This is a genomic window from Kurthia sibirica, assembly GCF_003143975.1.
In the GTDB taxonomy this organism is placed as follows: Bacteria; Bacillota; Bacilli; order Bacillales_A; family Planococcaceae; genus Kurthia; species Kurthia sibirica.
The window spans coordinates 35,944-57,369 of record NZ_QFVR01000006.1 but is presented as its reverse complement, the minus strand read 5'-3'; the positions used below and the strand labels follow the sequence as shown (position 1 = coordinate 57,369).

Genomic DNA, 21,426 nt, shown 5'->3' with positions numbered 1-21,426 from the left:
AATCCCTCATATTTTTTTCTGCTCGATGTGAGCGTTAATATCAAACCAATCTGGATTATGTTCCATCAACTTTACAGCATTGAGTAGATTCAAGGGCAACTTTTGTCTAGCCGAAGTTTCGATCAGATTTTTCACTACTAAAAAATCTTCATCTGTATCAACTGTCCAACGATATTTACTATAATCTTTTTGAGCTTTATATGAACCTATCGAAAACAGATTTGCATGTGTATAAATATATGCTGTAACATGCTCTTTTTCACTAATTAAACTAGCCTCATGATAGGTTTTTTCTAAAACGCTACTGGAAAATACTTCCGTATCCATCCCTCTTGGAAAAGTTCTTTCAATTGTATTTGAAACATAATCAAAGCTGTTTTTTTTAAAATACTGTATGGTGTCATCCACAACTTCAGAATCAATAATAGGACAATCTGAAGTGAGTCTAACAATCGTTTCTCCACCATACGCCTTCCATGTTTCATAATAGCGCGCTAGTACGTCATGCTCTGCCCCACGATAGTAATGAATACGATTATGTTCACAAAATTTGACGATTTCATCATCCTGTTCTTCTATAGTAGTAGCAATTATAATACGATCAATATTTTTACATTTTCTTATACGTTCTATTTGATGTAATAATAAAGATTTACCATTTACTTGCTTCATTATTTTCCCTGGCAACCTAGTTGATCCCATTCTAGCTTGAATGATTGCTGTTACGCCCATTTTGTTTACCTCCTAAAAAAGAAATGTAGTCGATTGACTACATTTCTTTTACTAACTCCTGTAGTTCTTCAATCGACAGCCATTGTGCATTCACATTACTAACATAACTAAAATCACTTGCAAGTGATGTAGAACCCACTTTATTTTCTTCTGACCACCAATTAAACTCTGGTTGAATCACATAATAATCATCAAATTCTATTGTGTGTCTAGCATCATCTTCCGTAATCATCGCTTCATGTAATTTTTCTCCTGGTCGAATACCAACAATTTCAACCTTACATTCAGGTGCGATTGCTTTAGCTAAGTCCATAATATTCATACTTGGAATTTTAGGGACAAATAATTCTCCACCCTGCATACGAGCTAAATTATCGATGACAAATTGAACACCATGTTCAAGAGTAATCCAAAATCTTGTCATGCGTTCATCCGTTACAGGTACTGTTCCAGTTTCACGCATTTTTTTGAAAAATGGCACGACACTACCACGACTACCCACCACATTACCATATCGAACAACAGAGAATTTAGTTTTCTTGTCTCCAACATAGGCATTTGCAGCAATAAAGAGCTTATCTGATGCTAATTTAGTTGCGCCATATAGATTAATAGGACTACATGCTTTATCTGTTGAGAGTGCAATTACCTTCTCGACACCTTGATCAATTGCAGCGTCGATTATATTTTGAGCACCATGAATATTCGTTTTAACTGCTTCAAATGGATTGTATTCACATGCACCCACATGTTTTAGCGCTGCCGCATGGATGACAATATCTACACCATCAAAAGCTCTATATAATCTATCCTTATCACGAACATCCCCTATGAAAAATCGAATACGTGAATCTGTAAATTCCTGTGCCATTTCATATTGCTTTAATTCATCTCGACTAAAAACAATTATTTTTTTAACATCCGACTGCAATGCTTTTTTTATAAATTTTCGACCAAAAGATCCTGTACCACCAGTAACTAATACTGTTTTATTTTGCAAGCTATTGTGTACCATTTATTTTTCCACCTTTTTTTAAGCCATTTAGTATAGTTTTTATATCGTCTATCCTAAATTTTTATGAAGTTCTTCCTGTTATATTTAAAAAATATCAATTAGTACATTCGAAAAATGGTGCAATTTCATATTCAAATAAATCTGCAACAAGTACAAAATCTTGGATTTCTAAACCTGAATTAATTTCCAAAAGAAATTCTTGAATTCTTTTAAAATCAATCTTTTCTATTGTCGATACAGCGGCTAATTTTTCATTCACTTGCATAATCCAACCTGTACCTTCTGAAAAATCTTTAATACTTGATAAAGCTCCATGTAAATCACCCTCACGTAATAGTGTCGCAATTGCCAGACAACCTCCCGGTAGCTTTGTTAAATATTCATTATAACTTTCAATAATCTCTTCCATTACAATTCCCCCATTATATATTCTAAGTATGTTTTTGATGTTGTGATATTTTCTTCAAGCATTCTATACATATATTCATTTTGAGTAAATATACGTACATATTTTTCTTCTGGCTTTTCATTTGGTTTCGCTATAAATTTTGTCATTATATCTAAAATGAGCGGATCTAATATTCTATTTATAATTGTTTTTTCTTTTACCTTAACTACCAATTGATCTGCCTTATCTAATTCTTTTAATACTTTTTTATCAAACTGTGGTGCTGCACTATTTTTGGTTAATGCAATTCGAGCAATTTTTATTTGCTTTATAGATTGTTCCATGAACAGTATTTCATCTTTTAGTTTTTGTTCATATAATGCTTTATTCAAATGATATTTTTGCACTTTAGTAGCGCATAAAACTTCTTGTTGCTCTTGAATAACATCATAACAAAAAGAGTGGAAACTAATTTGTGGAATACCATCTATTTTAATGCCGCCTTCTGTACAGTTAAAAATGGTTCTCCCTTGACTTTGTTCTTGATACAATCTTTCAAAGTCATTTTTCATGAGTAAGAATGCATCATCCGTTAAAACTTGGTCTTCATAATAACCATCTGTATAATACATTCCTCTTGCCTTCATATATTGCTCATCAACGATTTTATAATTTTCATTTGCTTCTGCATGTGTTTTAAAATCTGTATAAGCTAAATCTTGTCCGATAAGAGCAATCGGCCCAGTCGTCATTTTTATAGCACATGAAAATGCATAATTCGCAACCGACGCTCCACCATATAGGAGAGGGACTGTTACGCCAAATGTTCTTTCTACATAGCTTTGAAATTCTGCATCTCCGCCATCTAAAAATACATATTTATCATTTTTCCATTGCTGTTGGATTTTATAATGATTACTAAAACTAGAGATTAAAGTCGTAGGTAAATCACTAATATTTTTAAAATGTTCATAATTTATCTCTCCACCATCAATACTGACAATATAATCTGGGATTATGTCATATTTTAATAAGGTATTAATCGTAGAACCTGCAGCAACTAATAGGATTTTTGAGCGGATTTCTTTGACCAAAGGTAGTTGTTTAATCAACGATGGACCACCAGAAGCGATAATAATTGGACAACTATAACTATCCGTCAATGAATCAAAATTCCTTGTATTTTTAAGTTCCAGTAAATTATAGACATAATTTTTTTCCCACATCTCAGAAAAATTTCGTGTCGTATTTTCTAATACTTGGTTCGTACTTTGAATATTTTTTACCTGTTTCAAGATATTTGAATACTCTTCAGCACATATTTTCTCATAGTTTGGAGCGCATATCACTTTAATTTTTTTACTATAATTCAATAATTTAGAGTGAATCAATCGTGCCCATTCTCTATCATTTTTTTCAGACATTACAGTCAGATCTATAGTTAATTGATGATCTATTTTTTCATATAATGGATCAATAATAAGAAGATTGTCATTGTATATTGATAAATTCAGTATTTCCTGTGCTAAATAACCTAAACCATAACCAAATAAAATACATAAACCTTGTGGATCATATTCTTTCTCAGCAATTCGCTGTGCTTCTTTTATAGGGTCATACTTACTATGTAATAAAAAACCATTCACTTCAACTGTCATATTATTATTTCTAGTTTCAACATAATTGATCGCATAATCACTCAAATTATTCACCTCTTAATATGTATTATATCGGTTTTATTTTCTAAAAATAAAGAAAAGCCATGAAAGAAATTAATCTCTCATGGCCTTACTTATTTATTGCGATTCAACTATTATTGTAATAATTGTAGAACGCCTTGTGGTTGTTGGTTAGCTTGAGCTAACATTGATTGTGCTGCTTGAGTTAAGATGTTGTTTTTAGTGAATTCCATCATTTCTTTTGCCATATCAGTATCACGGATACGTGATTCTGCAGCTGATAAGTTTTCTGATGTAGCACCTAAGTTGTTGATTGTGTGCTCAAGACGGTTTTGTACAGCACCTAAATCTGAACGTTGTGCTGATACTTTAGTAATCGCATCATTGATTGTAGTGATTGCTGTATCTGCTGCTGTTTGAGATGAAATAGAGATACCAGAAACACCTAATTTACCTGCATCCATAGAACCGATTGTTAAGCTAATGTTTTGACCAGCATTAGCACCGATGTGGAATTTTTTAGCAGAGAATGAACCATTTAAAAGTTTTTGCGTATTGAACTCTGTATTGTTAGCAATACGAGTAATTTCTGCAGTTAGTGCTTTTACTTCTTTTTGTAGATCACCACGGTCAGAAGTTACGTTTGTATCACTTGATGATTGTACTGCTAATTCACGCATACGTTGTAAAATTGCGTGTGTTTCGTTTAGTGCACCCTCAGCTGTTTGGATCAGTGAGATACCATCGTTTGCATTTTTTGAAGCCATATCTAAACCGTTGATTTGTCCACGCATTTTTTCAGAAATCGCAAGACCAGCTGCGTCATCACCTGCACGGTTAATTTGGTAACCTGAAGATAATTTTTCTAAGTTTTTAGAAGCTGCGACATTGTTTCCTGTTAAGTTACGGTGTGTGTTTAGTGCTGCGATATTGTGTTGAATTCTCATTGTGAGATTCCTCCTTGAATTTGTTTTTTATTCCACGTCCCTGTGGAAGTTGTTTGGCTTTTCAACCTTACACAATATATATCGCTATATTTCTCTATTTGTTTAGCTTTTTTAACATTTTAATTTGGCGAGATTGTATAAAACGATAAATTCTTCGCTACATTGCCTTCTTATTATTACTGTCTACCAGAAATTCAGTGAATTCCTCATCACTTGGCTAAACCTAACAAGTTTTAAGCTTGAAGTGAATGGCTTCGGTCTACTAAAATGTAAATCTTTCTTCTAAATTACAGCTGAAAAACAACAAAAAATTCATGAACAAATCATTATATGATGACATAACTTGAGTTACAAACATAAGGGAAGTGTCTTTTCTTTAATTGTAATCTAAACTAAAGAAAAGCCATGAAAGAAATTAATCTCTCATGGCCTTACCTATTTATTGCGATTCAACTATTATTGTAATAATTGTAGAACGCCTTGTGGTTGTTGGTTAGCTTGAGCTAACATTGATTGTGCTGCTTGAGTTAAGATGTTGTTTTTAGTGAATTCCATCATTTCTTTTGCCATATCAGTATCACGGATACGTGATTCTGCAGCTGATAAGTTTTCTGATGTAGCACCTAAGTTGTTGATTGTGTGCTCAAGACGGTTTTGTACAGCACCTAAATCTGAACGTTGTGCTGATACTTTAGTAATCGCATCATTGATTGTAGTGATTGCTGTATCTGCTGCTGTTTGAGATGAAATAGAGATACCAGAAACACCTAATTTACCTGCATCCATAGAACCGATTGTTAAGCTAATGTTTTGACCAGCATTAGCACCGATGTGGAATTTTTTAGCAGAGAATGAACCATTTAAAAGTTTTTGCGTATTGAACTCTGTATTGTTAGCAATACGAGTAATTTCTGCAGTTAGTGCTTTTACTTCTTTTTGTAGATCACCACGGTCAGAAGTTACGTTTGTATCACTTGATGATTGTACTGCTAATTCACGCATACGTTGTAAAATTGCGTGTGTTTCGTTTAGTGCACCCTCAGCTGTTTGGATCAGTGAGATACCATCGTTTGCATTTTTTGAAGCCATATCTAAACCGTTGATTTGTCCACGCATTTTTTCAGAAATCGCAAGACCAGCTGCGTCATCACCTGCACGGTTAATTTGGTAACCTGAAGATAATTTTTCTAAGTTTTTAGAAGCTGCGACATTGTTTCCTGTTAAGTTACGGTGTGTGTTTAGTGCTGCGATATTGTGTTGAATTCTCATTGTGAGATTCCTCCTTGAATTTGTTTTTTATTCCACGTCCCTGTGGAAGCTGTTTGGTTTTTCAACCTTACAACGTATATATCGCTATATTTTTGTATTTGTTTAGCTTTTTTCTAAATAAAAAAGAACATCTTCATAAAGTTGAAACGACCAACTTGTCCATGAAGATGTCTTGACTTTATAGAAATGCTCATACTTTGAATACGGATTACTGAAGCAACTGCAATACTCCTTGTGGTTGTTGGTTGGCCTGCGCTAACATCGATTGAGCAGCCTGAGTTAAAATATTATTCTTAGTAAACTCCATCATTTCTTTTGCCATATCCGTATCTCTAATTCTCGATTCTGCAGCTGATAAGTTTTCTGATGTAGCACCTAAGTTGTTAATCGTATGCTCCAGTCTATTTTGAACTGCGCCTAAATCTGAACGTTGGGCTGAGACAGTTTTAATTGCATCATTTATAGTGGTAATTGCTGTATCTGCTGTATTTTGAGAAGAAATAGAAATACCATGGACACCAAGTGCACTTGCAGTCATTGAATCAATTGAAAGGGAGATATTCTGACCAGAATTGGCGCCAATATGCAATTTCTTATCAGTAAATGAACCATTCAATAAATTTTGTGTATTAAATTCTGTATTTTTTGCAATTCTCGTGATTTCAGCAGTAAGTGCCCCAACCTCTTTTTGAATATCTTTTCGATCTGATGTCACATTCGTATCACTAGCTGCTTGCACCGCTAATTCACGCATGCGTTGTAAAATCGCATGTGTTTCATTTAGTCCACCTTCAGCTGTTTGGATAAGAGCTATACCATCATGTGCATTTTTCGTTGCCATGTTGAGCCCTGAAATTTGCCCACGCATTTTTTCAGAGATGGCTAATCCTGCTGCATCATCACCTGCACGATTAATTTTAAAACCAGATGATAACTTCTCTAGATTTTTCGATACTAAAGTATTATTTTGTGTTAAGTTGCGCAACGTATTTAACGCTGGAATATTGTGTTGAATTCTCATTTCCGGATTCCTCCTTTAATTTGTCTTCTCACTAATTCTTACGTAAAACGTTAGTAATAATCCTCTTGTTATCTTTTATATCGGCTGATTTTTTAAATGTTTAATTTTTCCATACGAATCTTTTTCTAAAAATTTTTTAAATCTTTTAGCATGTCTATATTAAAATTAATAGCTTGCTCATTTTCGTGTTGAATCGCATTATATACTTCTTCTCGATGTACTTTAATATCTTTTGGTGCTTCAATACCTAATTTAATTTGTTCTCCATCAATGGCAATTATTTTCACCGTAATATCGGAGCCAATTGTGATAGATTCACCAATTTTGCGAGTTAATACTAGCATTAGCGCGTACTCCCTTCAGCTTTCTTCAGTGGATATTGTAGCGGAAATAATGTAGATTCATTTAAAATTATTTGTTTACCAATATTACATTGTGAATTGATTACAATAGGTGCCAATAAATTCATAGTAGATTTTTCCAATGAGTCTTTCAAAGTCAATATGCTATAAATTAATACGGTATTTGGATTTTCTAATTCCAATATTTTTTGATCCTCTTTTGTTAGGTCAAACGCATAATCTTCTTTAAATTCATATGGATACGCCATTATAAAACCAATTTCAGGTGTTTTAACAGACTGTAAAATTATGAAAGGTGAGCTCTCTTGTAACGGGATTAAAACAAATTCTTGCTCTGATTCAAATGCTGGAATACCATCTGGAAATTTTATAATAGCTTCTTCTGCTATGCTTATTTCACCAGAAAATTTTGTTTGAATATTCATGTTTACTCTCCTTTAATGACTGTCGTTTCGACAGTAGGTCTTTGAATTACAGTACCGGATACATCACTTCGTGTAGCTTGGTGGTCGACTCCACCTAATTTTACATCGATTTTAGGTTTATTTGCTTGTATATTTATTTGCAAACTCCCTGCTACGTATTTAATTTTCACTGCACCAACTGATGGTTTCCATTCAATCCCTAATCTTTGTTGCTCAAACGTATCATGTTGTTTCGCAACATTGACAATCGCATTGCCACTATTTTTGCCAATATTCATGAGTGCATTGCCTTCCGATACGCGCCTAGAAACACCTTCTTGTACAGCGATTAAACCATTTTGAGCAAACTGCTGTACAGACTCTTTAGGGCTCAATAAGCCTAAATCTCTGTATGCCTGAGATGAATCCACCAATAATTTGGCATCTTTATGGCTTATTTGTAACGTCGCTGCTGGCTGTTCAATGAATTGTTTAGCTTCTCTTTGCTTGATATATTGTTGTGAATCACTAATCGTTAAATCGATTTTTGCATCCGTCGTTCGAATTTGAATTTGATCTAATTTCATATCTACTCACCTCAAAAATAAAAGTTGTCCATCAGTTAATTTTTTCGACATTAAAGTTTAAAACTTTAATGAAAAAACAACAACGATCTGAACAACTTCTAATTATTATAAGAAATCTACTAATGTTGGTTGAAGAATTTTTGCACCGACTGACAATGCTGCTCGATGGATTGATTCTTCTGTAATTAATTGCGTAATGGTTGCTTCATATTCAACATCTTCATTATTGGACATTGCTTTAGTAACTGTTAATTTTTGAGAAGAAAGTCGATCCATCATCGAATCAACACGATTTTCTTTCGCACCAACTTCTGCACGCACATTTAATACATGATCGGTAATTTTTGCCAGCTTACTAAGCTGATCTCCAATTGCAGTACCTGATGTCGAACCCGCATTGAGGATATCTGGATCTGTCATAGCTGTCTGGATATTTGACATAAAGTCATCAATTTCTTTAAACATTGCTTTGGCATTCGTGTTCATATTAATTTGAATACCATCGTATAATTCGATTGGTAAGTTCTCTGAATTCCCGCCCATATTTGCTTCCAAAATGACTGTACCAGCAGTAGCATTTACTGTGCTATCTGGATACAAAGGTGACAATGTATTTGAACCACTAAAAATGTACTTGTCTCCAACTTGTGTATTGGCTACATCCCTAATTTGCTGGCGAATTTGATCAATTTCTGTACGAATAGACATACGATCTTCATCTGTAGTAGTGTCTGTAGCTGCTTGCACGGTTAATTCTTTTACTCTTTTGAGCGCATCGCCTACTTGTCCTAAAGATGTATCTGATGAATCTAAATAACTCGTCACTTCATTCATATTGCGCGTAAATTGCTCATTTTTAACTAGTGTTGAACGATAGCCCATTCCTTTGATCGTCGCAACCGGATCATCTGAAGGTCTGTTTAACTTAGACCCTGTTGTTAGTTGTTCTTGTAATTTCCCCATTTTATTGTAACTAGCACTTAAATTACGTAACATATTATTAGAAAGCATCGATTGTGTAACACGCATAATTCGTAACCTCCTATAAACCTACTCGGCCCATGCCGTTTATTATTTTCTCTAATGTTTCGTCCATTACTGTGATCATGCGTGCAGAAGCATTGTAAGCTTGTTGATACATAATCATATTTGTCATTTCTTCATCTAAAGAAACCGCACTAACTGATGCTTTGTTATTTGATATGGAGGCTTGAAGTGTTGCAGAATTTGATGCCATAGCTAACGCTTGTTCACCTTTCACACCAAGATCACCAATCATCCCTTGATAAAAGGACTGCGCGGAGGCATTATTCAAACCTGCGATTACTTTGGTTTTTAAATTTGATAAAGCAATGGCTGTTTTACCATTACCTTCCATATCAGCCGCATCTGATGCAGCTACCTTATTTAAGTCCGCTGCAATATCAGGTGACACCATAATATTCGTAGCGCTCATCGGTTTCGTCGCATCTTTCGCCACGAAGAAATCGCCACCGGCTTGTGAAGGAACAACAACGCCATTCGCATCAGTATATGCTAATGTAAATCCACTATTATGGATGGCATTAAATGCATGAGCAAATTCCAGTGTTAACTTATCGAGATCTGCCATTTTTTCAGGATATAGTCCGCTAATATTAATCGTATTTACAGGGAGTCCGCCTGGATCACGCACTGCCGAACCATAGCTATGAACAAGCCCTTGTAAAATACCACTTCCATTATTTAGTTTGGCTAGATCTAACGAAGTTGCCGTACCTGTGGCCCCCATTTTAACTGTAAACTGTGTAAATGGTGTAAATGTTTCCGAATCATCAAAGTCACCCTCAGTATACGTTGTTACACCCGCTGCATCCGTTTGTGAAGAGTAGCCCTGTGCTGTTAAAGTCGCAGATTCCTTGCCTTTGACAACATCCACTTTTGTACCATCTGATAATTTGATGGATACATTATAGATCCCTTCTGCGATATCTTTTGCGTTACCGCCAGACGGAACTTTTTCAATTGTGATTGGAAAATATTGTGCTAGCTGATCTACTAAATTATCACGTGCATCGTAGAGGTCATTTGGTAAATAACCATTGGGCTCTGTCGTACCTATTTGTTCATTTAATTGTGCGATTTTTTTCAAGATTGAATTCACATTTTTAGTTTCTGCAGTGATTTCTGTTTTTAAATTCGTTTGAATTTGCCCAAGCTGCGTTCCTAAATAATTCAATGTATCGGCAAAGTGATTTGACTTTTCGATAGCCACTTGACGCGTTGCACTATTTTCTGGTTTGGCACTTAAATCTTGAAAAGATTTAAATAAACTATCAAATGCTGAATTCAAACCATATGTAGACGGTTCATTCATAACATCTTCCATTTGACTAATCGCTTCTGTTTTTGTTCCCCAATAACCGAGTTTCGTTGTTTCTTGGCGAAGTTGATTATCTATAAACTGGTCGCGAACACGTGTAATAGAACCAGCTTCCGCCCCTGTTCCTAAGTAACCAGGAATTTTTGGTGAGTTCATCCCAATTCCTGGGAATCCTGTAGTTGGGACAATATTAACCGTTTGACGAGAATAGCCGATTGTATTGGCATTTGAAATATTATGTCCTGTCGTATAAAGAGCCGATTGGTGAACACTTAGTCCACGTTTACTCGTTTCAAGACCCATGAAAGTTGAAGCCATTTTGTACTCTCTCCTTTTTATGTACGTTTTGTTCTATGTTCTTTTAATCGTCCTCTTCATATTTTTATGAAGTCTTTCTCATAAAAAAAGGTTCTGCATCAACTAGTAGGGTGGAGTGATTTGGATTTTTCTATTTGTTCGTTTCGGACGAATGCTTTCCACAGGCTTTGGCTGAGCCTCCACAAGCTCGTGTCTCCTGCGGAATCAGCTGAAGCGAGGACCGTGGAAAGCGTCGAGCAGAGGCGCTATTGTTTGAAAACTCCAACAAATAGTATAGAACCTAAAAAAAGTGATGAATGCTCATTGCACTCATCACCTATTTTTTTGCTATGCTTGTGAATCAAACTGACCGCTTTGTATTGTCTGTCTTGAACCCGATGCTGATTTATAATTAATCTGGTCTGGCTGCGGACGTAAAATATCTAAAGTGAAATTGACAAACTGTAAAGACGAGAACATCATTTTTTGATTGAGATCATTTTGATTTTTTAATGTGTCAATCGTCAACAATAAATCCTTACGTCTCTGCTCCAACTGGGCAACTTCCTCAGAAGATGCATGCGTCATGAGCGTCGTAATATTCGTATCTTCCACGACAATCTGTCGATTTTGAAAATATGCTAACACTGCTTTTTGACGCTGGCTCTCAAGCTGGCTTATAGCCGCGATATGCGCTTGTTCATTTTTCATCGTCGCTTCTAACTCTTCAATATTCGACGTTTTCAGCACTTCTGTTTTCGAATATGCGAGTTTTAAAAGGCTGCGATGCATCGTATTCAGCTTATCCATAATCGCTACAATCTGTTCAATAGACATGCTAAATTACTCCTTTATTATGGGCGGAAATTCTTTAAGAGATCATTTGCTAAGCGATCGGCATCTACTTGATAAGTACCCGCCTCAATTTGTTTTTTAATCATATTTACTTTATCTACACGCGTTGATGCGAAGTCTTTGATGCCTTGAAGGTCCTTGGCCTGAGAAGATATTTCTAGCTGATCTGAAAAATTCATCGTCGCCTTCTTCGCTGCCTCCGTTTTAAGTTGTTGATTTTTATATGGATTTATTGGATTCACACCAAAGTTGTTAATCTTCATTTGTTACGACCTCCTATCGATGTTTTCTATACATCTTATTTCGGCAAGTTTTACAATGAATTTAGCCTATTTTTATAATAGAGCCACTTTAACTATTTCGCTTTTTATTACCTAGTTCTATAGACCCTCAATAATTACTTTCCTTCTATTTATATAGTCTTTATACTATTTTTTTGGTCTACGTTCAGATAGGTATGTCGCTTTTTCGCTTTTCTGTACAGCTTCTCGAAATTCCTGCGCTGCTTCAAATTTATTCAAATCACCTTTCAATGATTTTTGGCAATGATCACAGATTTTACCGACGCTTGTTAAGTGACCACAATTATCACATGGGTAGCCCAAATTTGGGAATAACGCTGTTTGTAAACGTCCTTTTCTCACCCATTTATACAGTAATTCTTGTTCCACTTCTGTGGCCTCTACAATGCGTTCAACAGTCGCTGCACGATTTTCACGTTTTCTTAAAAAGCGATAAACAATCTGATACTGTTCTTCTTCTTGTGCAGCACATTTACTACAGATTTCACGAATACCATTATAGTTAAAAAAACCATTACATTTTGGACAGTTTCTTAATTCTCCCATATTTTCACCCTCCGAAAAATCTCTCTTTTCATTAATGTCGGTCTATTTCTTTAGTAGTTTATCATAAAAAGTAATTTAACCTTTAATAAGTGTCAAATAGTGTACAGATTTCACTTGTGCTTGTTGTAAAATTTTTGTCGCATGTTGGATTGTCGTACCTGTAGTCCATAAATCATCGACAATCAGTATACGCTTCCCTGCTATTTCCACTGTTGGCTTCAAACGAAATAAGTTTTCCATTTGGAGGCGCTGTTGTTTATTTTTGTCACTTTGCCGCTCAGTTGTCGTCTTTTCAAGTAAATGTTCAAAAGGAAGATTCGCGGATTTTAATAGCTCGTCGACATGGGCAAACGTTCTTTGTCGTAGTCGTTTCACATGCATCGGAATTGGCATAATAATATCAACTTCGTAGCGCTTAATCGCTTGCTGAAGTTCTTTGGCAAAAACTATTGTTAAACGACAATCTTGTAGAAACTTTAGTTGATGTAAGTATTTCTTCATTGCTTCGTTATAGCGATAAAGACTATTTGGCATTTGGCTTTTTTCGAATAATTCGCGACAATTTGTACAAATACTTTTTGTTTTTTCTCCATGAATTATTTGTTGCCAACTAGCCGTTAACTTCAGTTTACTATCACATAATAAACAGTTTTTCATACTGTATACCCCATTTTATTCGTTTTTTTTATAATGCGTTGGCAACTTGTCATTTTTGTCGTAATACCGTGATGAAAAAAAACCACTTCACCAATAGAGAATTGTTTTGAACGGCCTACACGCCCACTTATTTGTATGAGTGTAGCTGTTGTGAAAACAGCATGTTCTGCACCGACCACCGCTACTTGCAAATTAGCAATCGTAATCCCACGTTCGAGAATAGTCGTCGTTAATAAACCGCTATATTTTTTTTGACGTAATTTCCGCACTTTTTCATGGCGTTTTGGATCGTCAGCATAAACGGAGGCAATTTGCGGTATTTGTTGACTCAATCGCTTCTCTGCTGCCAACATCAAATCGATTGAGGAAAAGAACAGGAGGAATGGTGCTTTGATTGCTAAACATTTTTCTATCCAAATAATTAATTTTTTTGGTATTATATTTTGTCGGATTTTACGCTCATAATTCCATAAGGGCTGTATTTTAGGTACTGGTAGTGCTACACCATGAAAGCGTCTCGATAAAAAAGAATAGGCTGCCTTTTTTTTAAAAGAAGCAATTTGCTGTATCGTCGGGGTAGCTGTCAATAATAGGAGACGGCCTACACGGCTACATGATTTATTTACAGCATGCTGTAAATAATGATCCTTACTGTAAGGAAAAGCATCCACTTCATCGACAATAATCAAATCAAAAGCCTCTTCAAAGCGATACAATTGATGCGTTGTAGCAATGACGATTTGTGCATATTTTTTTGATTTTTTCTGCCCGGCATATAGTGCTTGAACCTCTATTGTAGTGAAAGCTTGTTGAATGCGTGGTACTAACTCTATGACGACATCTGTACGGGGGGTAGCGATACAAATACGCCAATTCTCTATGAGAGCTTGTGCTATAACTGGAAAGAGAATTTCTGTTTTACCAGCCCCAGTCACTGCATGAACGAGATGATTCCGTCCTTTCATCATACTAGATAGCACGTCAATGCTCACCTGCTGCTGCTGAGCGGTCAATTGTCCTTGCCAGCTCATCTTAGGGTGATGTCGAGACACAGGGGGAGCAAGACACCATTTAGCGAGCATCGTGCAACAGCTAATACGTCCTAGTTGCAAACATTGTAAACAATAAAGGCATGAGCCCTTACAGCGTTCACAAGTAAAATGATGAAATTGTTGTTTTTTTGTATTGTGACAACGGCGACAAAATGGTTTATGGCCTTGCTGTATACCTGGCATGATAGCGATGAATTTCTGTGTTATATGGTAGCGTAAAATATCTTGTAGGAAGGGGAGATCGTCGAACTGCCAAAGTCGACCACATAAAAATTGTTGGACTTCAGCATCAAAAATAGGTGTTTTTATCATTTGAGGGGGGATTTTAACGTTTAGAAGTCTCGTCATTCTCTACCTCCTTCTCGGAATGGTAGCGGTCTCCATTATTATAGTTGCCGACAACAAAAAAAGCATCCAAAGCTCGTGGGCTTCGGATGCTTCTTGTAGAATATTGTTTAGTCTCTATAGTTTATCATTATTTCGCCATATTTACTACCATAAATTTCGACAGTCAGTTTTCTCTTTTAAACCAGCCCATACCAATAGAACCTTCGCCTAAGTGTGTACCAATTACGGGCCCAAAGTAACTCAATTTGAATTCGACTGTAGGAAATTTAGTAGCTAATTCCGTCATCCAAGCACGCCCTTCATCTTCGCAGTTTGCATGGATAATGGATGCTTCAATAGCGCCATTATATTTTTCAACAGCCTGTGCCAATAAATCTTCTACACGCTTCATCGCTTTTTTGCGTGTACGAATTTTTTCAAATGGTATGATTACTTTGTTGTCAAAATGTAATACTGGTTTTATTTGCAACAAGCCTCCAATTAACGCGGCTCCAGCAGATAATCGACCACCACGTTGAAGATGTGCTAAATCATTGACGATAAAATAAGCGCTCATCGTATCACGCATCTTCTCCAATTCCGTCACAATTGTTTTCGCTGTTGCACCTTGTTGTGCCAGTTTTGCTGCACGAATGACAAAATAACCTTGGATGGCGCATGCAATTTCGCTGTCAAAACCATAAACTGTAATTCCTTCAACGAGATCCCCTGCTTGAAGCGCCCCGTTATATGTACCACTTATGCCACTTGATAAATGAATTGTGACAACCTCATCATGTTCTTTTGCAAGTTCTTCATACATCGTGATAAATTTACCAATTGCAGGTTGTGTCGTTTTTGGTAGTTGTTTTTGATCGCGTACTTTATCATAAAATACTGACATAGAGATGGATACTTCTTCTTCAAAGCTTTCCTGCTCAATAACTACACTCAATGGTACCATATGAATATTATATTTTTGTCGTTCTTCTGGCGTTAAGTATGCCGTGCTATCTGTTACGATTGCTGTTGTCATTTTTTACGTTCACTCTCCCATTTCTTTTATTTTAAAGTATGAGCTAGTAAAAAGAAACAAAATTACTTCATACTAAAAAACCACTTGCTTCCATATAGCGAAACAAATGGCGATTCTCTATTTATTGTGCATTCGTTGCATTACCAATTGCTTGCAATGATGTCACGCGCCATTGCCCATCTTCTTTGATGAATTGTGTTAATTGCTTGCCCTCGTCCTTCGCTTCATTATTATCTTGTTTTACTTCGATTATAATATCCGCATAGACAAATGCCGAAGTAGCGCTATAGTCTGTGATGGTCACATTTTCAACAGTTCTATGAATATCATAGTTAGCGAAAATTGTTTTTGTACTCGTTAAATCTTCCGCCAAATCAAAGCCTTGTGGGCTTGTTGCCAATACTTTTTCATAGCGTTTAATATCTTTAGCATTAAAAGCATCAATATATTCTTGGAATGCTGACAAAATTTCTTGTTCATCTTGTTGTGGAATATTCACTGCTGCACTAACCTGACCATCAACAACTGAAAAACCACCAGATTCATCATTTGCTTCATTTGTTTGTTGTTTTTGTTTGGTAGTGCCATCTGCTTTCCCACTGCTAACCGTTGATGTAGCATCGTCCTTTTTCCCAATCGGTTCTGTAGTTTCTGTCTCATCATTACTTTCTTGATCAGTTGACTCACTTTTTTGTGTTGATTCAACTGGTGGCGTGACTACTTTACCTTCATCAATTTGCTTCGTTTCTGCCTGCTGCTCTACTTCATTTTTTTGTACAATTTCTGTTGAAGACTTTTCTCCATCATCGATTGTTGAACTACTATTTGTAGCATCTTTTGTAGAGTCATTCCCGCAGCCTGCAAGCATTAGTATACACGCCGCAGAAAAAGCAATCTGTTTAAGTGACATTGACTCAAAACCTCCTTTATATAGTGTAACATCGCAGTGAAAAATAGCTTTTTCACTCATTAATAAATAGGACGTATTAAACATAATGAAGTTACAAACTAATCATTATTTTTTATTATGCCAAATTTACTAAAAATAGTCTTCAATAAACTGTCAAAATAAAAAAACTGTCCTAAAAAGCTACATATTGTAGCTTTTTGGACAGTTTTGAAGTGGATGTAAATTAACGTACTTCTACCCAGCCATTTTTAATCGCTGTAACAACTGCTTGTGTACGGTCATTAACACTCATTTTTTGTAAAATGCTTGATACATGGTTTTTAACTGTTTTTTCTGAGATGAATAAAGATTCTCCGATTGCACGGTTACTTTGACCATCTGTTAATAATTGTAATACTTCACATTCACGTTTTGTTAATAAGTGGAATGGACGACGGATCTCTGTTTGATGGAATGACCCTTTATTTTCGCGTTCGCTTAAACGACGGTATTCAGCAACAAGATTTTTTGTCACTTTTGGATGTAAGTAAGAACCGCCGTTTGCAACGATTTTAATAGCGCTAACAATTTCATCTGCATCCATTTCTTTCAGCATATATCCAAGCGCACCTGATTTAAGTGCATGTGATACATAAGATTCATCATCATGAATTGACAGCATGATTACTTTTGCATCTGGGTATTTTTCTAGTAATTCAGCAGTAGCTTCTACGCCATTTTTTTGCGGCATATTAATGTCCATTAACACAACATCTGGTGAAAAATCTTCATACAATTGAATTGTATCAAGTCCATCTTCGCCTTCTGCAACTACATCAAAAGAATTTTCGAAATCTAAAATACGTTTTACTCCTTCACGGAATAATTGGTGGTCATCTACTATTATAATTTTTGTCATTGAAAATTTCCTCCTCGGAAAACTACTTCATTCTACTTTTATTTTCCAGGCAATAAGGGAATTGTTACTAATACCGCAGTTCCATTATGTTCACCTGAATTTATTTCCATTCGTCCACTCAATAACTCTACTCTTTCACGCATACCTACCAAACCAAAAGAACCCTCTTTACTTACTTTGGTATTAAATCCACTGCCATTATCCTTAACAGAAATCACAACATTGTCTTTTTTCCAAATGAAGGTAACGACAATCTCGGTAGCTTTGCCGTGTTTAATTGCATTGTTTACACACTCTTGAATCAATCTGAAAATCGCTATTTCATAATTTGTCTTAATTCGTATGGCTTCACCAATCGAACTGAAATGAATAACCGTCTCAGGATTATAGTCTTCAACAGAATGTAAGTACTTTCTAAGTGTAGGGACTATTCCTAAATCGTCAAGTGCCATCGGGCGTAAATCATAAATAATACGTCGTACTTCATGTAATGCATCTCTAACCATGCCTTTTAAAGATAATATCTCTTCAAGTGCTTGTTCTGCTCCACGTTCTTTAAATGTTCGGTTGATTAGATCTGTTCGCAGTAGAACATTGGCAAGCATTTGCGCTGGGCCGTCATGAATCTCTCGAGAAATACGTTTGCGTTCTTCCTCAGTAGCTTCAATAATTTTTATCGTAAAATCTTCTTTTAACTTGGCATTTTCTAAAGCAGGTCCTACATGCTTCAAATCATATGTTAAATAGTTTAGAACAACATTTACTTGATTTACAAGATGATCGGCTTTTTCAATAGTATCCAATAAGGCACGAATGCGGCGTTCTAAATCATCTCGACGTTCTCTTAATGTTTTTTCTTCTGTTTGCACTACTGAAAGTCGAATTTGAATTTTATTTGCTTGCTCATAGGCATTCTTCACTTGTTCTTCACTATATACTTTAAAGTTTCGTGACACCTCTGCCAAATATTGTCGAGAACTTTGTGATCTTTCTTCTAATAAATCATTCTCTTCTATGATATTCTTTATTTTATGACGAATATCCTCTAATTCAAGTTTCATTTCTTCAAAGGAACTACGACTTTGCTCACTGATCGTAAAAATATCATGCTTTGATTCATCAATCGTTTTAACCATTCGATTAAACACTAAATCAAGTGACTTTATATCGAATTTATCGTTCGCCATACACATACTCCTTACAATTTATGCTACATTAAAAAACATTACGTCATAGCTATGAATTAGTTAATTATATTTATAAAATGCCGCGCTGTCTATTTAATTATAACATTTTTATGCCAAAACTATATATTAAATATTTATCATTGGTGTGACAAATGAATTATACATATTATTTTTTTACTAAGGAGAGGTTTTTAATGAGAGAAAATTACATAACAATTAAGCAAAAAGGGACTAATGAACTAACTGTTTCAAAATCAAAATTTATAGCCCATTGTTCCCGAGCATCCAATGAGGAAGATGCACTAGTTTTTATCCAAAAAATCAAAAAAGAGCATGCTTCTGCAACGCATAATTGCTCAGCCTATTTGATAGGAGAGCACAATCAACTACAAAAGGCCAATGATGATGGTGAACCAAGTGGCACAGCTGGCGTCCCCATATTAGAAGTATTGAAAAAACAAGGGTTGCAAGATGTAGTAGTAGTAATTACCCGTTATTATGGTGGTATCAAACTAGGAGCTGGCGGTCTAGTACGTGCATACGGTAAAGCGACAACACTCGGAATTGCTGCAGCTGGTGTCGTCGAAAGAAGATTACACGAGCGTATAAAAGTCTCCGTAGACTATACGCTTCTGGGTAAATTAGAAAATGAAATCCGCAACTCTTCCTATATACTACATCATATAAATTATACAGATCACGTAGAATTTATTGTAGATGTTGATCAAACGGCTATTGATTTCTTTACTGAATGGGTGACAAATGTCACGATCGGGCAAGTCAAATTAACTACTGAAAAAAAACACTTCATCGACTTTGAACAATTGTAATATGTTTTTAATTGTACTCATTTTTTATAGCATAGTATAATATAGAACGTTGCCATGATAATTTTTTATCTTTGGTGAAACTTAATTTTTATACCAAGCGTCAATTATATATACAATAAAGCAAATTATAGATAGAACCTAAAGGAGAACAGTTATGTCAGACAATAAAAGTACATCTGTCCGAAAGCCTGTCAAAAAAAAGTCGGGTAAAGTTTGGAAAATAATCCTCACATTTTTACTAATTATATTACTTGCTATAGGCTCATATCTCGTTTACTTATATTTTGTTGGAAAAAGTGCAGCCGATAAAGCATACGATGATAGCGGTCGAGTTAAGTCTGATTTACGTGAAGAACAGGTAACACCGTTTAAAGATAATGTTTCTATTTTATTCGTTGGTGTAGATGATAGTGAGAAGCGCGGTCAAGGAGAAAATAATTCCCGTTCTGATTCACTGATGTTGGCCACCCTCAATAATAAAGATCATTCTGTCAAATTATTAAGTATTCCTCGTGATTCTTATGTAACTATTCCGGCATTTGGTTATGACGATAAAATTACACATGCACACACTGCACCAACTGGTGTTCAATCAACAATTGAAACAGTTGAAAAAATGCTCGATGTGCCTGTCGACTATTATTTCGAACTAAATTTTGATTCATTCATTGAAATCGTTGATGCATTGGATGGCATTGAAGTAGATGTACCTTATGATTTACACGAACTGGATGAAAATGACAAACGTACCGTCAACTTGAAAAAAGGCGTACAAGTCGTAAACGGTCGAGAAGCGTTGGCATTAGCGCGTACGCGTCACCAAGATAATGATTTCAAACGTGGCGAACGCCAGCAAATGATTTTAAAAGCAATTGCAGCAAAAGCAACTTCAGTTTCTTCATTTACAAAATACGATTCACTCTTAACAGCAATCGGTGATAATATGACGACAAATATGACCTTTAAACAAATGAAATCCTTCTTCTCCTACTTACAAGATGGTATGCCATCAATGGAATCATTAAAATTAGAAGGTTCCGATGATATGTCTACTGGCGTTTATTATTTCAAAATAAATGATGAGAGCTTATTATCAACTAGTCAAACACTACAAAAACAATTGGAGCTTCCACAAACATCCGATTTAACACCAGCAGACCCTGAAAACCCAAACGCAGCTACTGATACAACAACAGATCAACAATAACACTTTCTAGACATATTAAAAAAGGCTCTCTATTAGTTATAATAGAGAGCCTTTTTTGGCGCTTTTGAAAAATATGCCACTTGTCCCAACTAGCCTCGATTACTCCTTTAATCGCGGCGTAATCCTTCGAAATCATGTGATTTATTGTCGCGGGCGATGATGTAACTATGATTTTAAAGTTAAATTTTACCGTAAACAGGTGTTACTTACCGCTTGACTCGATTTACTTACCGCTTGACCCATTTTACTTACCGGTTGACTCGATTTACTTACCGGTTGACCCATTTTACTTACCGGTTAGCCAATTACCTCGATTACTCTCTTGATCGCGGCTTAATATTTCGAAATCATGTGATTTATTATCGCGGGCGGTGGGATAACTATAATTTTAAAGTTAAAATTTTACCGTAAACAGGTGTTACTTACCGGTTAGCGCGATTTACTTACCGCTTGACCCGTTTTACTTACCGGTTGACTCGATTTACTTACCGCTTAATCCATTTTACTTACCGGTTGACTCGATTTACTTACCGCTTGACCCGTTTTACTTACCGCT

General features: G+C 35.6%; 24 protein-coding genes. 3 read left to right on the top strand and 21 right to left on the bottom strand.

The window, feature by feature from the left end:
• Positions 1 to 6: 6 nt before the first annotated feature.
• From DEX24_RS06250 to DEX24_RS06150, 21 genes are all read right to left on the bottom strand, one after another.
• Positions 7 to 732: a cytidylyltransferase domain-containing protein gene (locus DEX24_RS06250; RefSeq protein ID WP_109305558.1), complete on the bottom strand. Its 726-nt coding sequence runs from the start codon at positions 730 to 732 to the stop codon at positions 7 to 9.
• Positions 733 to 769: 37 nt separating this feature from the next.
• Entirely contained in the window at positions 770 to 1,747 is a 978-nt protein-coding gene (gene pseB / locus DEX24_RS06245; protein WP_109305557.1) for a UDP-N-acetylglucosamine 4,6-dehydratase (inverting), read from the bottom strand.
• Between the two features lie 94 nt (positions 1,748 to 1,841).
• Positions 1,842 to 2,156 (bottom strand): DUF8042 domain-containing protein, encoded by a 315-nt coding sequence (locus DEX24_RS06240; protein ID WP_246131372.1) that lies wholly within the window; start codon positions 2,154 to 2,156, stop codon positions 1,842 to 1,844.
• Positions 2,156 to 3,838, bottom strand: coding sequence for a motility associated factor glycosyltransferase family protein (locus tag DEX24_RS06235; RefSeq protein ID WP_109305555.1), 1,683 nt, complete (start codon positions 3,836 to 3,838; stop codon positions 2,156 to 2,158). The genes DEX24_RS06240 and DEX24_RS06235 overlap by 1 nt, the downstream gene beginning before the upstream one ends.
• A 110-nt stretch (positions 3,839 to 3,948) precedes the next feature.
• The gene (locus tag DEX24_RS06230) at positions 3,949 to 4,761 is read right to left on the bottom strand and encodes a flagellin N-terminal helical domain-containing protein (RefSeq protein WP_109305554.1); all 813 of its coding nucleotides are present in this window, start codon (positions 4,759 to 4,761) and stop codon (positions 3,949 to 3,951) included.
• Positions 4,762 to 5,217: 456 nt separating this feature from the next.
• The gene (locus DEX24_RS06225) at positions 5,218 to 6,030 is read right to left on the bottom strand and encodes a flagellin N-terminal helical domain-containing protein (protein WP_109305554.1); all 813 of its coding nucleotides are present in this window, start codon (positions 6,028 to 6,030) and stop codon (positions 5,218 to 5,220) included.
• 208 nt (positions 6,031 to 6,238) lie between these two features.
• The gene (locus DEX24_RS06220) at positions 6,239 to 7,051 is read right to left on the bottom strand and encodes a flagellin N-terminal helical domain-containing protein (protein ID WP_109305553.1); all 813 of its coding nucleotides are present in this window, start codon (positions 7,049 to 7,051) and stop codon (positions 6,239 to 6,241) included.
• Positions 7,052 to 7,176: 125 nt separating this feature from the next.
• On the bottom strand, positions 7,177 to 7,395 hold the full coding sequence (gene csrA, locus DEX24_RS06215; RefSeq protein WP_109305552.1) for a carbon storage regulator CsrA: 219 nt from the start codon (positions 7,393 to 7,395) through the stop codon (positions 7,177 to 7,179).
• Positions 7,395 to 7,838 carry a flagellar assembly protein FliW gene (gene fliW, locus DEX24_RS06210; protein ID WP_109305551.1) on the bottom strand — a complete coding sequence of 148 codons (444 nt, stop codon included), beginning with the start codon at positions 7,836 to 7,838 and terminating at the stop codon, positions 7,395 to 7,397. Before fliW ends, csrA begins: the two co-directional genes overlap by 1 nt.
• 2 nt (positions 7,839 to 7,840) lie before the next feature.
• Positions 7,841 to 8,404, bottom strand: a complete 564-nt coding sequence (locus DEX24_RS06205; protein ID WP_109305550.1) for a DUF6470 family protein — start codon at positions 8,402 to 8,404, stop codon at positions 7,841 to 7,843.
• A 105-nt stretch (positions 8,405 to 8,509) separates the two neighbouring features.
• Positions 8,510 to 9,433 carry a flagellar hook-associated protein FlgL gene (flgL, locus tag DEX24_RS06200; protein WP_109305549.1) on the bottom strand — a complete coding sequence of 308 codons (924 nt, stop codon included), beginning with the start codon at positions 9,431 to 9,433 and terminating at the stop codon, positions 8,510 to 8,512.
• Between the two features lie 13 nt (positions 9,434 to 9,446).
• Complete coding sequence (gene flgK / locus DEX24_RS06195; RefSeq protein WP_109305548.1) at positions 9,447 to 11,084, bottom strand: flagellar hook-associated protein FlgK; 1,638 nt, start codon at positions 11,082 to 11,084, stop codon at positions 9,447 to 9,449.
• 327 nt (positions 11,085 to 11,411) lie between these two features.
• Complete coding sequence (locus tag DEX24_RS06190) at positions 11,412 to 11,900, bottom strand: flagellar protein FlgN (protein WP_109305547.1); 489 nt, start codon at positions 11,898 to 11,900, stop codon at positions 11,412 to 11,414.
• Positions 11,901 to 11,917: 17 nt separating this feature from the next.
• Positions 11,918 to 12,181, bottom strand: a complete 264-nt coding sequence (flgM, locus tag DEX24_RS06185) for a flagellar biosynthesis anti-sigma factor FlgM (RefSeq protein ID WP_109305546.1) — start codon at positions 12,179 to 12,181, stop codon at positions 11,918 to 11,920.
• A gap of 165 nt (positions 12,182 to 12,346) precedes the next feature.
• The gene (locus tag DEX24_RS06180) at positions 12,347 to 12,766 is read right to left on the bottom strand and encodes a TIGR03826 family flagellar region protein (RefSeq protein ID WP_109305545.1); all 420 of its coding nucleotides are present in this window, start codon (positions 12,764 to 12,766) and stop codon (positions 12,347 to 12,349) included.
• Positions 12,767 to 12,841: 75 nt separating this feature from the next.
• A complete protein-coding gene (locus tag DEX24_RS06175) occupies positions 12,842 to 13,423 on the bottom strand; it encodes a ComF family protein (RefSeq protein WP_109305544.1) in 582 nt (193 codons plus the stop codon).
• On the bottom strand, positions 13,420 to 14,823 hold the full coding sequence (locus DEX24_RS06170; protein WP_109305543.1) for an ATP-dependent helicase ComFA: 1,404 nt from the start codon (positions 14,821 to 14,823) through the stop codon (positions 13,420 to 13,422). Before DEX24_RS06170 ends, DEX24_RS06175 begins: the two co-directional genes overlap by 4 nt.
• A gap of 163 nt (positions 14,824 to 14,986) precedes the next feature.
• Positions 14,987 to 15,838 carry a DegV family protein gene (locus DEX24_RS06165; protein WP_109305542.1) on the bottom strand — a complete coding sequence of 284 codons (852 nt, stop codon included), beginning with the start codon at positions 15,836 to 15,838 and terminating at the stop codon, positions 14,987 to 14,989.
• 121 nt (positions 15,839 to 15,959) lie between these two features.
• On the bottom strand, positions 15,960 to 16,748 hold the full coding sequence (locus tag DEX24_RS06160; RefSeq protein WP_109305541.1) for a nuclear transport factor 2 family protein: 789 nt from the start codon (positions 16,746 to 16,748) through the stop codon (positions 15,960 to 15,962).
• 223 nt (positions 16,749 to 16,971) lie between these two features.
• Positions 16,972 to 17,646 carry a response regulator transcription factor gene (locus tag DEX24_RS06155; protein ID WP_109305540.1) on the bottom strand — a complete coding sequence of 225 codons (675 nt, stop codon included), beginning with the start codon at positions 17,644 to 17,646 and terminating at the stop codon, positions 16,972 to 16,974.
• 38 nt (positions 17,647 to 17,684) lie between these two features.
• Positions 17,685 to 18,833, bottom strand: coding sequence for a sensor histidine kinase (locus DEX24_RS06150; RefSeq protein ID WP_109305539.1), 1,149 nt, complete (start codon positions 18,831 to 18,833; stop codon positions 17,685 to 17,687).
• Positions 18,834 to 19,027: 194 nt separating this feature from the next.
• On the opposite strand from DEX24_RS06150, the gene DEX24_RS06145 reads away from it, so the two are divergent.
• From DEX24_RS06145 to DEX24_RS17150, 3 genes are all read left to right on the top strand, one after another.
• A complete protein-coding gene (locus tag DEX24_RS06145) occupies positions 19,028 to 19,663 on the top strand; it encodes a YigZ family protein (protein ID WP_109305538.1) in 636 nt (211 codons plus the stop codon).
• A 154-nt stretch (positions 19,664 to 19,817) separates the two neighbouring features.
• A complete protein-coding gene (locus tag DEX24_RS06140) occupies positions 19,818 to 20,870 on the top strand; it encodes an LCP family protein (RefSeq protein ID WP_109305537.1) in 1,053 nt (350 codons plus the stop codon).
• Positions 20,871 to 21,037: 167 nt separating this feature from the next.
• Positions 21,038 to 21,196 (top strand): hypothetical protein, encoded by a 159-nt coding sequence (locus tag DEX24_RS17150; protein WP_170112872.1) that lies wholly within the window; start codon positions 21,038 to 21,040, stop codon positions 21,194 to 21,196.
• Positions 21,197 to 21,426: the final 230 nt, after the last annotated feature.